Raw genomic sequence first — 14,613 nt, forward strand, 5'->3', positions numbered from 1 at the left:
GTTGGCGTCACCTCGGCCTAGGCTGTGGGCATCTGGTCCGCGCCACCGGACGTAGAGCTGGCGACGCTGCGCGCTTCATCATTCGGCGCGATCATTCGGCGCGACAGTGCATCAGGGTTGCCACCTACGGGAGCGACGTTCTCGGCCGTGGCGCTTGCGCTTACAGGGCAGCTTCCATGAGCAGCCCGTCTTCGGTAGGGTTGGCATAGAATCCACGTTTATGGGCGATTTGGGTAAAGCCCAACGACGTGTAGAGGGCCTTGGCGCCCGTATTCGACTGACGCACTTCAAGGAAGGCCGTTGTCGCCCCGTACAGTCGCCCGGTGTAAAAGGCTTCCTTCAACAGCCGCCGCCCCAGTCCCTGCCGCTGGACTTCAGGATGAACCGCCACATTGGCAATATGTAGTTCCCGTCCATCATGACGGGCTGAAAGCTGAACCCGTCCGGCCAGGAATCCATAAATGGGACGAGTCACAAACGGCGCTCGTCCACGCGCCACCAGCATGACCGCCAGTGGATTGTGGCGTAACTCTGAGCGATACCCATCATAGCCCCACGGATTCAAGCGTGTGACTTGCTCCAGTTCCACCACCGCCGCCAAATCGCTTTCCAACATTGGCGCAATATAAAAACTGGCGTTGTAGAAACTAGGGTCAAAAAAATCCTTCATGGCCATACGCCGAAGACAGGAGCGAATAACCTTGGCTTGATTCGTTCGGCGGGGGCAGCCGCAGTTGGCGGCGATTATGAGCTATCCACTACCCTTGACAAGCGCGCTCGGCGTAAGCCCGCTCGGCGGCGACTACCGTATTGCGCATAAGCATCGCAATCGTGAGTGGTCCAACGCCGCCCGGCACAGGGGTGACATAGCGTGCCCGTTCGGCGGCGTGGCGCGGGTGAACGTCCCCAATCAGCGTGTAGCCTTTCTTTTCAAGATCGGCCAGTCGCTCCGCGTTGTCGCCAAAGTATTCCAGGACTTGCTCACGGGTGGTAATGCGATTGATCCCGACATCCACCACCACGGCGCCAGGTTTGATGAAGTCTTCCGTGACAAAAGCCGTCTTCCCAATTGCCGCAATCAGGACATCCGCCGAGCGGGCGATGGCAGCCACCTCCTTGGTGTGAGAATGGCATACCGTCACCGTTGCATCCTGGTGCAGCAGGAGCAACGACAGCGGCAACCCAACGATGTTGCTGCGGCCCAACACGACGACCCGTTGCCCGCGCAGCGGGATGCAGTAGAGCTTGAGCAGCTCAAGAATGCCGGCCGGCGTACAGGGCACGAAGCCCGCTTGCTTCAGCGCCAAGCGCCCCACACTGACCGGGTGGAAGCCATCCACATCTTTTGCCGGGTCAATGGCTTCGATGACGGTTGGCACGTCAATCTGCGGCGGGAGCGGCATCTGGACGAGAATGCCATGAATGTTGGTCCGCACGTTGAGCGTCTTGATCACCCCCAGGAGGTCAAGCGTTGTCGCATGTTCTGGCAACGACAACACTTCGGTGCGTAATCCGAGCCGGACGCACATCTTGGACTTGCTCGTGACATAGGTGCGTGACGCCGGGTTATCACCGACCAGGACGGCGGCTAGTCCTGGCTGAACGCCGGCCTGGGTCAAGGCGGCACACCGGTCCACGGTCTCTCCATTGAGCTTCAGAGAAAGCCCTACGCCATCCAGAATACGAGCCGTCACCTTAGTCATCCTCCACAGCAATTCAGGGATCAATGCCCTGAAACGGTAAATGAGTGGCCGATGTGGCGACAAGGGGAGAAGCTCATAACGGATGAATAAATCGTGTGCCGCGGCGCGCTTCGGTGAGCAAGTGGAGCGCGGAGCAGCCGAGAGATGCCCGTCACGTTCAAAACCTTTCACGCCTGCTTTGGTTTCCATCGAAACGCGAACGTGAAGGATGAACGTCGGCAGATGTGAAAGTATCAAAGCTCACAAAACGAAACTTGGCTTGGCTGGCGCGGCAATGTAGGGTGGAAGAGTAAGGTGCGCGACGGATTCCTGTGTCGTACCTGAGACTCGCGTCGCGCCGGACCTTTCTCGTGAGCGAGATGCACGATGACAGACGGAGTACAACTGCTGTTCTTTTCAGTGCTAGGGCTAGCCGGGCAAGTCGTGGCCGTGGGCGGGGCACTCTTGGCATTCCGTCTCGGCGCGCAAATGGAACGTCGCCGTGACCGGTCTCGGCGCTTGCTGCTTCCAACGGCCGATCCGTCTTCGCGCCCGCGCCTCAACGAAGGTTCCTCGCCAGAGGCGACACCGCTTCTGGATGCCAAGTCGGCGGCGCTGCTCCGTCAGCTTCGTCTGCCGCCCGTCACCGATCAAGCCGCCCTGTTTGCGTGGTACAGCCGACTTCAGCTTGAAGGCATGGCTTTAGCGACCGACCTTGCGCCCGTTATCCAAGTCAACTTTCGACAGGCGCTGGGCGCGATCCGTGACATTCTCGAGACGCAGAATCTCGATGACCGGTATGAGTTGCTCGCGGCAGCCCTGCTTCCGGTTTATGAAAGTCTCCACGTTGAACCAGCCGCTCCCAAGCCAGAAACACCGGTCTCCTTCACGCCAAGTCCCGTGAGCCGCTTCACGGCTAACGGGCATCAGGCAGCGTCGGCTGCCTACCGTGAAACACCGCCACGGGCTTCTGAAAAGTCAAGCTTGGCCAGTTTATTTGAACAGGTTGAAGCCGCCGCGCGGGCGCGCGACGCGCTCACCACCAACCCATCCGGCACTCACCATGGCGAGGAAATCCACCCCGGACAGGATCAGTCCGCCTTTGGAAAAACGATGCTGGAGGCAGACAGTGCCGCCCCAGGTTCACACCTCGACACATCGCGGCTCTCGCGGCGATTGGCTGAAATTCTCAAAACTGCCGACCGGAATGATCACCTTGGTGACCCGGCGGACAGCTCCCAGCGCGCGTCAGAACCAGGTGGGGCAGACCATGGTGCTCCAGACTTGCATCTGGTGATGCCACCGCTCAAGTCGCGGCTCAAGCGAAACGGCACGCTCACGCCGGAACAGGATGTTGCGCGCAAGGCGGCCTATGTCGTCGGACAGGCGCGGGAATGGTATGGTCGTCCTGACATTACACTCCGTGAGGTACAGTCAGCCTGCGCCGCCTTCGGATTAGAGTTCAATGAAGTTGCCGCGCGGACTGAGCTGGCAAAGCCGCTTGCTGAAGAAGTTTCCTGAGACCATCTCGCATACAGACGGCCATGTGCCGATCTTGGATCTGGAATCGCAGTATCAGTCCCTCCGTCCGGCGCTCCAGGCAGCGTTCGAGCGCGTGTGTACTTCGCGGCAGTTCGTTCTGGGCGAAGAGGTTGCTGCCTTTGAGTCGGAAGCGGCCAGTTACTTGGGTGTCGCCCATGCCGTTGGCGTCAACTCCGGCACGGACGCCCTCGTGATTGCCCTGCGCGCCCTGGACATCGGCCCCGGCGATGAGGTCATCACCACGCCGTTTTCATTTTTCGCCACGGCTGAAGCCATCAGCCTCGTCGGGGCCAAGCCGGTCTTCGTGGACATCGAGGCCGAAAGCTTCAACCTCGATCCACGCGGCATTGCAAACCATATCACCCCGCGCACGCGCGCGCTGATGCCCGTTCACCTCTTCGGCCGTCCGGCTGCGATGGGGGCGGTGCTTGAAGCCGCCGAGCGCCATGGTTTGGCTGTTATCGAAGACGCGGCCCAGGCCTTCGGCGCGCGATACCTTCCGCCCTGTGCCGAGTGCAACGGTCAGCGCTGCACGTCCGCTACGCAGACACGACTACGCGGACGCTTCGTTGGGACGCTCGGAACGCTGGGCGCATTTTCGTTCTACCCATCCAAAAACCTCGGCGCGTACGGCGATGGCGGTTTGATCGTCACGCATGATGCCCAACTGGCCGAACGCGCCCGCAAACTGCGGTCGCATGGGTCGCTGGTGGCTTATCAAAATGAAATGCTGGGCTACAACTCCCGGCTCGATGCCATTCAGGCGGCAATTCTGCGCGTCAAGCTGCCGTACGTCGAGGCCTGGAACAGCGCGCGGCGACGCATTGCGGAGCAATATAACGCCGCGCTTGCCCGACTGCCGGGACTGGTAACGCCGGACATCTCGCCAGGTCATGTCTTCCACCAATATACAGTGCGAATTTTGGGTGCGCGCCGCGACATCGTGCGTCAATTACTGACGGCGCAGGGCATCGGGACGATGGTTTACTACCCAACCCCGATTCACCGCCTGCCGGTCTATGCTGGTCAGTTCCCCCCGCAGCCCGTCAGCGAAGCCGTCGCTGGTGACGTGTTGAGCCTGCCCATCTGGCCGGAGCTGACCGATGCGGCGCGTGGTCGTGTGGTTGACGCGCTTGAGCAAGCGCTGGCCGCGGCGTAGAGTGCATTTTTACCGAAAGCCATAACGAGAACGTAACTGGAAGCGAGGCAACATGCGAAGTGGTGGGCGAGCCGTCAACGCGCTGCGAACCGTACAGCTAACACCAAATGTGAACAAATATGCCGAAGGTTCCGTGCAGGTCGAGTTCGGCGATACACGAGTGATTTGCCTTGCCACCGTCGAAGACAAGGTTCCGCCGTTTCTCAAAGGCAAGGGAACGGGCTGGGTGACGGCGGAGTACGCCATGCTGCCGCGCGCTACCGACCAGCGTACCCCGCGTGAAGTCACCCGCGGCAACCCCTCCGGCCGAACGCACGAAATCCAACGCCTGATCGGTCGTAGCCTGCGCGCGGTGGTGGACTTTGCCAAGCTCGGCGAGCGCACGGTTTACCTTGACTGTGATGTTACGCAGGCGGATGGCGGGACGCGCACGGCGGCCATCACGGGCGCGTTTGTCGCGCTGGTGCTCGCCGTGCGCAAGCTTCAGATGGCCGGCGTCGTGACGCACATGCCGGTGACGGACTACCTGGCCGCCGTCAGTGTCGGCATGGTCAACGGCCTGCCCATGCTCGACCTGGACTACCGTGAAGACTCAAAGGCCGAAGTCGATATGAATGTCGTTGGCACCGGCGATGGTCGTTTGGTTGAAGTTCAGGGCACCGCCGAACAACGTCCTTTCACCCGCGAACAAATGAATACCCTGCTTGATCTTGCCACCCACGGAATTCGGGAGTTAATTACGCGCCAGCGCCAACTGCTAGGGCTTTTGGAATAATGAGCGCAGCCTCCAGGCGGCGGTTTTCGTGCTAGGCGGTTCAGCTTACCCAAGGCTTCCTAACGTCCCGGTCGCTAAGACGGGAAGGTATCAAATCTATCCACACCGGTTTCTTTATCTCGGCACCGGCAGGCGTGCCTGCCAAAGGAGTAACGACATCATGGGTCTCGCTGAACGTCGCGCCATCAAGGATTTTCGTGATAACACCTTTCCCAAGATCAAAGCCGCCCTGGATGCGGCCGCCGGATTTGAAGTCAATCTGGAGATTGACTGGGAAAACCTTGGTCAAGAAGGACTTGCCGAGCTGGATTACCACCCCTTGCTTGAACGGGGTTACTTCAAGCCACTGATTGAGGCTTTCAAAGCCATTACGATTGACGACCTGGGACGCGACGCGCTCCGCGACGGTCTCAAAAAAGTCACCATTGGCTATTCGCGGTCGTCTGGTGAATTTTCCTTCAAAGGTGGGGAGTTGAAGTTCGACTATGACCTTCACTATGCCAATGACGACTGGCTGTATCGCAAAACGCAGTTGCAACAAGTGCTTGAAAAAGGTCTATGACCAGTCCGGTTCAGCAACTACGGCGCTTGCCGGCCCGCCCGGTTGGCGTGGTGTTGGAAGCGATTGAGCAGATTCGACAAGCCAGGCGCGATGACTGGACATTGCCGTTGGTGAGTCTGTTCCTGACCAATGGCGCGACCATCCGGGGCGAGTACCTGTCCGGCCACGAACTCGGCACGGCGCAGGCAAGCATCCTGCTCCGAACTGTCCAGGTGGCCCAGTCCGATGCGTCGTCGCCGGGCTTCAATGCCGAGCCGAATGACGCCAGGCCGAATGACGTGAGATGGAACCTAGGGCTGGACGTCACCTACATTCCGGTGGCGAACATTTCAGCCCTGACCCTTCACCACACGCCTGACACGATTGCCCGGCTCTCTTTTGGGGCGGTGCGTGAACGCTCTGGTGAAGCGCCATCCCGGCTTGAACTCGAACGTCGTCTCCGCGCACTGACCGACTGGGTGCGGGCCGAGGTTGGCTGTGATGTGACGGCAACCATTGCCTGGGAAGCGTTTCCGCGCGGGGATACCGCTTTGCTCGATCTTGGCGCTCTGATTGCCGACCTCCGCCTGGTGCTTGGTGGTTTTGCGGCGGATGACCTTGGACGGGCAGCGCTTCGGGAAAGCCTTCAGTCAATCGTCGTCAACGTGGGTGAGGCGGCGGCGGTCACGCTTCAGTCTGGTGAGTTACGTTACACGGTCGGGCTGGATGGGATGGAAACCAGGCTGTTCGACAGCCAGGAACTCCGCCGCGTCCTTGCCGCGCGACTCTAAACAGGAAATCCAATGCCGCTGTCTCGTCGGTTGCGTTTCATGTGGGTCTGGGTGGCGATGCTCGCCCTGGCCTGGGTCAGCGCCTGTGAACGCAGAGAAGCCGTTGCCGTTGGCGACGGCCTCCCCCCCGTGCTCAAAATTGGCGTGTACATGCCAATGACCGGCGACACCGCGACGTTTGGAACATCGTCCATGGGCGGGATTCGCCTGGCGACGGAACAACGCAATGCCGCCGGCGGCATTCGCGGTTCGCGCATCGAACTCATCCTTGAAGACGACCGCGGCCAGCCCGAAGAAGCCAAAACCGTCGTGACCCGGCTCGTGACCCGCGACAAGGTCATCGCGGTGCTTGGTGAAGTTGGTTCGGCGCGCAGCATCGTTGCCGCGGCCGTGTGCCAGCAAAAGCGCGTGCCCATGCTGACGCCTTCCTCGACGAATGAAAAGGTGACGCGCAAGGGCGATTACATCTTTCGCGTCTGTTTTATTGACCCATTTCAGGGCGAAGCCGCGGCGAAGTTTGCCGCCACAGTGCTCAACCTGACTCGCGCGGCGATCATGACCGACGTGAAAAATGATTACAGCGTTGGTTTGACCAAGTCGTTTCGGGAGAGCTTTACCCGGCAGGGTGGAACGGTCGTGATGGAGAAGAACTATCAGGCCGGTGACGCAAGCTTCAACGCGCAACTCACCAGCATTCGGGAAGCTGGCGTGGATTTCATCTATGCGCCGGGCTACTACGGCGACGTCGGGCAAATCATCAAGCAGGCCCGTGAACTTGGCATCCGCGTCCCCTTCATTGGCGGCGATGGTTGGGATTCCCCCGATTTATGGCGGGGCGGCAAGGCCGCGCTGGATGGCTGCTTCATTACCAACCATTACTCGGTGGACAACCCCGACCCGCGGGTGCAGTCCTTCATTGCGGCTTATCGGGAACGTCACGGCGACACGCCCGACGCCTTGGCGGCGCTTGCCTACGACGGCGCGCAGGTGCTTTATGACGCGATTGAGCGGGCCAACAGTGTCAGTGGGGAAAAAATCCGTGACGCTTTGGCCGCGACGCGCGATTTTCCTGGCGTGACCGGAACGATTACGCTGGACGCCAACCGCAATGCGGTCAAACCGGCGGTCATTCTCGAACTCCGGGATGGCGCCTATCATTACCGAACTACCATCACCCCATCATGAGTCCTTGGGCGGCGTCTCCAGGCACAGGCCAGAGACCCCGCCCAAGAAGCACTAGAAGCCATGAACAAAACTGATGCTTCAGGCGCGGAAACGCCAATTACGAACCAGCCAAATGCTTCCCGGCGGGCGTTTCTGGCGACGACTACGGCGGCACTGGCTGCTGGGAGCGTGACCGTATCCGGCGCACCACAAAAGCCGGCTTCCGCCAAGCGACGCCCTGGCGCTTCCCCGTCGGGTCAGACCTTCCCGGCCGGTTTCCAGTGGGGGGCGGCGACGGCGGCTTACCAAATCGAAGGCGCGATTGACGCGGACGGCAAGAGCCAGTCCATCTGGGATATGTTTGTCCGAAAGCCCAATGCCATTTGGCGCGGTCACACGGGCGAGATGGCCTGTGACCATTACCGGCGCTACAGGGAAGATGTCGCCTTGATGAAGCAGATCGGTCTGAAAGCGTATCGCTTCAGCCTGGCCTGGACGCGCATCCTGCCGGAAGGGACCGGAACGGTCAACGCCAAGGGCCTCGACTTTTATGACCGCCTGGTTGACGAGTTGCTCGCTGCCGGGATCACGCCGTTTTGCACCCTCTATCACTGGGACTTGCCACTCGCGCTGCACCAGCGCGGGGGGTGGACGAAGCGCGAGAGCGCCGACTGGTTTGCCGAGTACACGACGGTGGCGGCCCGACGGCTTGGCGACCGCATCACCTACTGGATGACGCTCAATGAGCCGCAGGTATTCATTACGCTGGGCTACCAGGCCGGGCGGCATGCGCCGGGTCTGCTTCTCCCGATCAAGGATGTCCTGCAAGCGGGCCACCACGCGCTGCTGGCGCATGGCAAGGGCGTGCAGGCCTTGCGCGCCAACACCAGGAACGCCCAGATTGGTTTTGCGCCGGCCACGCCCATCGCCTATCCGGCCACCGAGCAGCCTGACGATGTAGCCGCCGCGCGGGCCTTCAACTTCGGCATCCAGGGCTATGGTTTTCTATTCAACGCTTCGGTTGGGTTGCCGCTCAAGAACCCGTTCAACAATGCCTGGTGGATGGACCCGGTGTTCCTCGGCGAGTACCCGGCTGAGGGACTTGCCCTGTACAAAAACGATGCCCCAACCATCGAGGCCGACGATCTGAAGGTTATTTCGACACCCGTGGATTTCTGTGGCGTCAACATCTACTTCGGTTTCAAGATTCAGTCGGATGGGCGTGGCGGCCCGAAGGTCGTGCTTCCGACTCCGGCGGCCCCGCTGACGGCCTTCGACTGGCCCGTTACGCCGGAGGCGCTCCGGTGGGGACCAAAATTTTTCCACGAACGTTACAAGCAACCGATATACATCACGGAAAACGGTCTCGCGCTCCGCGACTGGGTGGCACTCGATGGCAAGGTTCACGACCCGCAACGGATTGACTTCACGACGCGCTACCTGCGTGAATTACGCCGCGCGGTGGAAGATGGCGTGCCGGTGCGGGGTTACTTTCACTGGTCAATCATGGATAATTTCGAGTGGGCGGAAGGGTACAAGCAGCGGTTCGGGCTGGTGTATGTGGACTATGACACGCAAGTGCGAACACCCAAAGCCTCAGCGGCGTGGTATGCTCGTGTTATCGCCACCAACGGAGCCGTCCTGGGGTAGCATCCAGGGCAGGGGAGTGAGGACCGTGACAGCTTTTATTTGTCACTGCTTGACCATTTGTCACCGCTTGCCACCTCGTCTTATAGTCCGCGCCTTGATTAGTCCGCGCCTCGATACGTTCGTTTCGGTCAACGGCTACCCAGCGGCGCGATGGACGTGGCGTGGCGCGCCAGCCCCCGGCGCGCTCGGCTGCCATTCCTCCCTCCACCGATGGATGCTGTCTGATGCCTAGGTAATACCCGTAGAGTTACGCTCATGAAATCCTGTCCGAAATGTGGTGCGACCTATCCTGACGAATACAATGTCTGTCCCCAGGACGGTGCGCCGCTGGCTTCCGATAAGCCATCGGCCGTGGCGCGGGTGGTGGACGGGAAGTACCAAATCGTGCGCATGGTCGGACGCGGTGGCATGGGCGCGGTCTATGAAGCCATTCATTCCACGATGCAGCGGCGGGTGGCGCTCAAGATTCTCAATGCCGATTTGGTGTCCAATCCAGCGGCGCTCGAACGCTTTCGGCGGGAAGCCCTTCTCTCCGGCCGCCTCAAGCACCCGAATGCCATCACCATTTATGACTACGGCATGAGCGCGATAGGCGAAGCCTACATCGTCATGGAGTTCCTCGAAGGCCACAGCCTGGGGCAGGAACTCCAGCAAGCCAAAACGCTTTCGCCGTTGCGCGTGGTGTCGGTGCTGGCGCCAGTGTGTGACGCTGTTCACGCGGCCCATGCCGAAGGGATTATTCACCGCGACCTCAAGCCCGCCAACATCATGCTGGAGAAGCTACGGACCGGTGAGACCGTCAAGGTGCTCGATTTTGGGATCGCCAAGCTGGCGATGAACAACCCCAGCCTGATGAATCTGACCGGCACGGGCATCATCGGCACGCCACAGTACATGTCACCGGAACAGTGCCAGGCGCACCGGATTGATGGACGCTCGGATGTGTACAGCATTGGCGTGATTGCCTACGAGATGCTCACCGGCAAGCTGCCGTTTGACGAACCCACGCCGCTGGCAACGGTCATCGCCCAGGTCAAGCAGAAACCCAAGCCGGTGCGCGAGTTGCGTCCAGACATTCCGCCCGCGCTCGAGGCGGTGGTGATGCGGGCGCTCGAAAAATCACCGGCCAATCGCCACCAAACCGCCGAAGAACTGTCTGAAGCTTTCCGCACCGTGCAGCGTCAGTTGTCACCGGGTGGAGCGGTCATTTCAACCCCCCCGGCGCTTGTGGCCTTGGCGTCGGAGTCACCACCGGCACAGGAGCCATTCACCCGAATCGTGCCCGGCGAGCTGCCTCCCCCGGTTGGAGCCGGCGCCGCCGGACCAGATACCGTTCGCCCCCCAACCGGCATGAGTGGCGGTGAGTTCATCGGGCGCACCCCAGAACTTGGGGTCCTGATTGCCGCTTGGCAATCGGTCGCCACCCGGCGCGGACGGCCCGTAGTCATCTTTGGAGAAGCCGGGATTGGCAAGACCCGACTCATCGAGCAATTCCTTATCCGGTTGGAAGATGTGGGTGAAGGCCAGCCGATGTTACTGCGGGTGCGCTGCCCAGACCCAGCGCGCGCCACCGTCGGGCAACTGCCACTATCGGACCTTCGCGCTGCGGCCATGGCCTACTTCAACCCGGAGCTGCGCGCGGTGCGGTCGCTTTCGCCGGCGGATGAGCAGTTTCTCGACGGCACGTTTTTTGCCAACCTATGTGATGAAACCTATGCGACGAAACTGGCCGCGCGGTTAGCGGCAGACCGCCATAGCTTTTTCGGTGACTTGACCTATCTGTGCCGACTCCTCGCACGGGAACGTGGCGCCGTCTTCTTTGTTGACGATGCCCACCATGCGGATGCGCTCCTGCTGGATTTCGTCAGCCATCTCATGCGTCAGAGTCGGGGCGACCGCCTGCTGGTCATTGTCGCCAGTCGTCCCCTGACAAGCCTGCTCGATGGCGCGCCGCCCCTGCGCAACTGGTTGCAGTCACTCGATGAGATGGGCGGCCACGATCAGATCAAATTGTCCGCGCTCTCCAATAGCGAAATCCGCCTGATGGTCGAGGGGTTGCTTGGAGCGCAGGTGCAACTGCCGGTGAGTGTCGCGCTGATGCTGGCCGAAGAAACCAAGGGCAACCCCTATTACGTCTGTGAAGTCGTCAACACGATGATTGCCAATGGGCAAATCTCCCATGGCGAGGAAACCGGCTGGGTCTGCCAGGACGTGGACGAGTTTGACCTTCCAGAGTCCATTGCCACGCTGGTCAAGCCGCTTCTGGCGCGTTTGGAGGATAAGACGGCCGACGTTCTCGCCCATGCGGCGGTGATTGGCGAAGAGTTTACCTTCGATTTGCTTCAGTTTTTGACCGAGGCGACCGAAGAAGACCTGCTCGGAACGGTCGAAAACGCGCTCAAGCTGGGCTTTATCCGCGAGATGGCCGGATGGCGTGAAGACCGCTACAGCTTTGTCAACTCGATGTTGCACCGGGTGCTGTATCGGCGCATGACGCGGCGGCGGCGGAAACGGCTTCACGCGCGAATCGCCGAGCGGCTTGAGCAACAGTTGGCTTCGCCACGCGCCTCGGCGGCCGGACTGGGGCGGCAGGATTTCACCGCCGGCGATCTGGCCTATCACTACTTTCGCGCTGAAGAGTGGCGCAAGGCGATTGAATATGCCATCGAGGCCGGTTACGCCCGCTGGAGTGTCTATGCCTTTGCCGATGCCGGAAAGTTTTTCGGATGGGTGGCCCAAGCCCTCAGTCGGTTGCAGGGCGACGATACTGGGCCGCTGAGTCCAAGTGACGAAGCGCGCTATCGGCTGACCTATGGCACGCTGCTGATCGAGTGCGCGCAACCCGATGACGCCCGCCACGAGTTGGAACGAGCCTTGGCGCTCTGTCAAGAACACAACCTAAATTGGTTAGGTCGGACGCAGGTCGGCATGGCGCGGCTGTATAACCTGACTGGCGATGCTGATGGCGCGCTCAAGCTGGCGACGGCGGCGCTTCCCGTCCTACGCGCACAGGATGATGCCGCCGGACTCTGTTTGGCGTTGCTGACCGTCGCTGCCGCGCAAGTTGAGCGGGGGCGCCCGACAGCCGCGCTCGAAGCGGTTGATGAAGCCATGTATATCGCCGAGCGCGCGGGAGATCGCAGCAGCCAAGCCGCGGCTCGGCTTGGCAACGCGATTGTCAACGCGCGCCGGGGAAAGCTTGCCGAAGCGGTGTCGGATGCCCGGCAATCGCTGGCCATCGCCCGCAACGCAGGCAACATCTTTGAGGAACGGCGCGCTCTGGCGCTGCTTGGCGAAGTCAATCTCCAGCTCGCGCACCTGGATGAAGCGCAGGAATGCTACGCCGGCGCGCTGCGCATTGCCTACGCGCTTGGTCATCGCCAGGGTGAGTCGGTGGCGCTCAATGGTTTGGGCGAAGTCTTCATGCGGCGCGGCAGCGACACCGAAGCGCTGGAATACATCCAGCAAGCGGTGGATATTGCCCGCGACATCGGTGATGGAACCGCCGAAGCCCGCTACTTACTCAACGTAGGGCGCATTCGAAGGCGGCGCAGTGATGTCAAATCCGCCCTCAGCACGCTTCAGGCGGCGCTCCTGCTGGCTGAAACGATGGAAGTGCCACAAATCGAGGCAGAGATTTTGGCCGAAATTGGCGATGCCCAACGAGCCGAAGGTGACCTTGCCGCGGCTGAATCCTGCTATGTGCGGGCATGTGAGCTGGCACGCGAAGTGGAGTCCCCGCACGTGCGATGGAGTGCCGCCTATGGTTTGGCAGAGTGCCTCGTCCAGCGCCAGGACTTCGCCCAGGCGCAGGCCGCCCTTGAGGAAGCCCTGTCCGTGATTGCATCCCTTCAGTCGAACCTCCCAGACGACATCGTGGCGGCCACATTCCTGGAAAACAAACGCCCTGTTTTTGACCTCAAGGTTCGACTCGACCGCATGTTGGCTACCACGCCAGCCCAGTCTGAACCACCCAAGGCCGCGCCCACCAAGGCCCTGCCGGACAAAGCCGCGCCGACCAAGCTGATGAGTGAGGTCAGTGCCGCCGAAGGCTCGATGGTTGCCGGGGAGTTGCTGCCCCCGGCCGCGTCCTCGGTAGCCGCGGATGCACCACCCTCGACCAGCGCGAAGCCACGGGCCAGCGTGAAGCCACAGGTCGGCGAGACCAAAGTACTTGGCTCGACAGCGCCGCGTGGGGCGGTACCTTCGGCCGAAATGCCAAGCGATATAGACGCGCTTCGCATGGATGCCAAGCGGAATCCTGGACAGCCAGGCGAGATTAGCGAATTTTCACTTGAAGAGTTACTCAATGACGTTGCGGCGTTTGCCGAGAATCTTGGCATGGGTGAGCTTTTCAACAGCGGTCGCCTCGCCGATGCCATCGTGCCGGTTGAAGACCGAAGCCGGGCCCCAGACATCCGGCCGCATTCAGCTCGTCCGACGCAACCCCATTCGCTGCAAAGTGTCTTGCACAGCGTCGTGTCGCTGGAGTCCACTTGGCGTGAAATGCTCCAGACGGCGCGCGCAACCGGCGACCGCGACATCGAGCGCAAAGGTTTGATGCTGATGGCCTCAGCTTTTCACAGCCAGGGCGAAGTGGCGCGCGCGCGCGATTGCTACCAACGGGCAGTTCAGATCATGCGCGAAGTCAATGACCGCGCAAGCGAAGGGGCGATGCTCAACAACATTGGGGATACCTTTCGGCAAGAGGGACGTTATGCCGACGCTCTGGCTTACTACCGCTTGGCGATTCGGAGTGCGCGTGAAAACAAAAACCAGCGTGTGCTTGAAATGGCGCTGGTGAATGCGGCGCAGATGTATGCGCGAACCGGCAACCTCCGTGAGGCCAGCCAGATGTTGGATGAAGCCCAAGTCATCAACCGAACCACCAGTGACGCCCAAGTGCGCGCTGAAATGCTCCAAACCATGGGCGAAGTTCACCTCGTTCGCAAGGAACTCACCCTTGCCCTTGACCGCAGCGTGGCGGCGGCGGCGGCGGCACGAGAACTCGGCGATACCGACGTCGAGTGGCGCGCTCAGTGGGTCATTGCCCGTTGTCGCTGGGCGCGGGGAGAGCGGCTCGAAGCCCTGACGGCCGCCGACCTCACGTTGCAGGCGCTCGACCGCCTGCTCGGAGAAGCCAATCCCCACGACCAACGGCGACTGGCGCGTGAGCGCGGCGACATTGGCGCGGTCGTGGACGAATGGCGGCGAATCACCGATGACTTCCTGGTTTGAGCGCCATCTGCGTTCGCCCCTGTTTCCTGTTCGCGGATGCCCAACCCCCACACAATCCAAAGCCCGCGGGA

General features: G+C 61.1%; 10 protein-coding genes. 8 read left to right on the forward strand and 2 right to left on the reverse strand.

Annotated elements, in window-relative coordinates; genetic code table 11:
* Window positions 1-160: 160 nt before the first annotated feature.
* A complete protein-coding gene (locus J8C06_RS01980) occupies window positions 161-670 on the reverse strand; it encodes a GNAT family N-acetyltransferase (protein ID WP_211429123.1) in 510 nt (169 codons plus the stop codon).
* An 88-nt stretch (window positions 671-758) separates the two neighbouring features.
* Complete coding sequence (locus J8C06_RS01985; RefSeq protein ID WP_343216865.1) at window positions 759-1,703, reverse strand: bifunctional 5,10-methylenetetrahydrofolate dehydrogenase/5,10-methenyltetrahydrofolate cyclohydrolase; 945 nt, start codon at window positions 1,701-1,703, stop codon at window positions 759-761.
* Window positions 1,704-2,069: 366 nt separating this feature from the next.
* Between J8C06_RS01985 and J8C06_RS01990 the strand changes: the two genes are divergently transcribed.
* The 8 genes from J8C06_RS01990 to J8C06_RS02025 all read left to right on the forward strand — a co-directional run bounded on the left by J8C06_RS01990 (window position 2,070) and on the right by J8C06_RS02025 (window position 14,542).
* Window positions 2,070-3,203 (forward strand): hypothetical protein, encoded by a 1,134-nt coding sequence (locus J8C06_RS01990; protein WP_211429125.1) that lies wholly within the window; start codon window positions 2,070-2,072, stop codon window positions 3,201-3,203.
* Window positions 3,148-4,383, forward strand: coding sequence for a DegT/DnrJ/EryC1/StrS family aminotransferase (locus J8C06_RS01995; RefSeq protein ID WP_211429126.1), 1,236 nt, complete (start codon window positions 3,148-3,150; stop codon window positions 4,381-4,383). Before J8C06_RS01990 ends, J8C06_RS01995 begins: the two co-directional genes overlap by 56 nt.
* 52 nt (window positions 4,384-4,435) lie before the next feature.
* Window positions 4,436-5,158 carry a ribonuclease PH gene (rph, locus tag J8C06_RS02000; RefSeq protein ID WP_211429127.1) on the forward strand — a complete coding sequence of 241 codons (723 nt, stop codon included), beginning with the start codon at window positions 4,436-4,438 and terminating at the stop codon, window positions 5,156-5,158.
* A gap of 160 nt (window positions 5,159-5,318) precedes the next feature.
* Window positions 5,319-5,720, forward strand: coding sequence for a hypothetical protein (locus J8C06_RS02005; protein WP_211429128.1), 402 nt, complete (start codon window positions 5,319-5,321; stop codon window positions 5,718-5,720).
* A complete protein-coding gene (locus tag J8C06_RS02010; protein ID WP_211429129.1) occupies window positions 5,717-6,490 on the forward strand; it encodes a hypothetical protein in 774 nt (257 codons plus the stop codon). The genes J8C06_RS02005 and J8C06_RS02010 overlap by 4 nt, the downstream gene beginning before the upstream one ends.
* 12 nt (window positions 6,491-6,502) lie before the next feature.
* Window positions 6,503-7,675 carry an ABC transporter substrate-binding protein gene (locus tag J8C06_RS02015; protein WP_246602063.1) on the forward strand — a complete coding sequence of 391 codons (1,173 nt, stop codon included), beginning with the start codon at window positions 6,503-6,505 and terminating at the stop codon, window positions 7,673-7,675.
* Window positions 7,676-7,735: 60 nt separating this feature from the next.
* Window positions 7,736-9,304, forward strand: coding sequence for a glycoside hydrolase family 1 protein (locus tag J8C06_RS02020; protein WP_211429130.1), 1,569 nt, complete (start codon window positions 7,736-7,738; stop codon window positions 9,302-9,304).
* A 255-nt stretch (window positions 9,305-9,559) separates the two neighbouring features.
* On the forward strand, window positions 9,560-14,542 hold the full coding sequence (locus J8C06_RS02025) for a protein kinase domain-containing protein (protein WP_211429131.1): 4,983 nt from the start codon (window positions 9,560-9,562) through the stop codon (window positions 14,540-14,542).
* Window positions 14,543-14,613: the final 71 nt, after the last annotated feature.

It is taken from the genome of Chloracidobacterium validum (genome assembly GCF_018304825.1).
GTDB lineage: Bacteria > Acidobacteriota > Blastocatellia > Chloracidobacteriales > Chloracidobacteriaceae > Chloracidobacterium > Chloracidobacterium validum.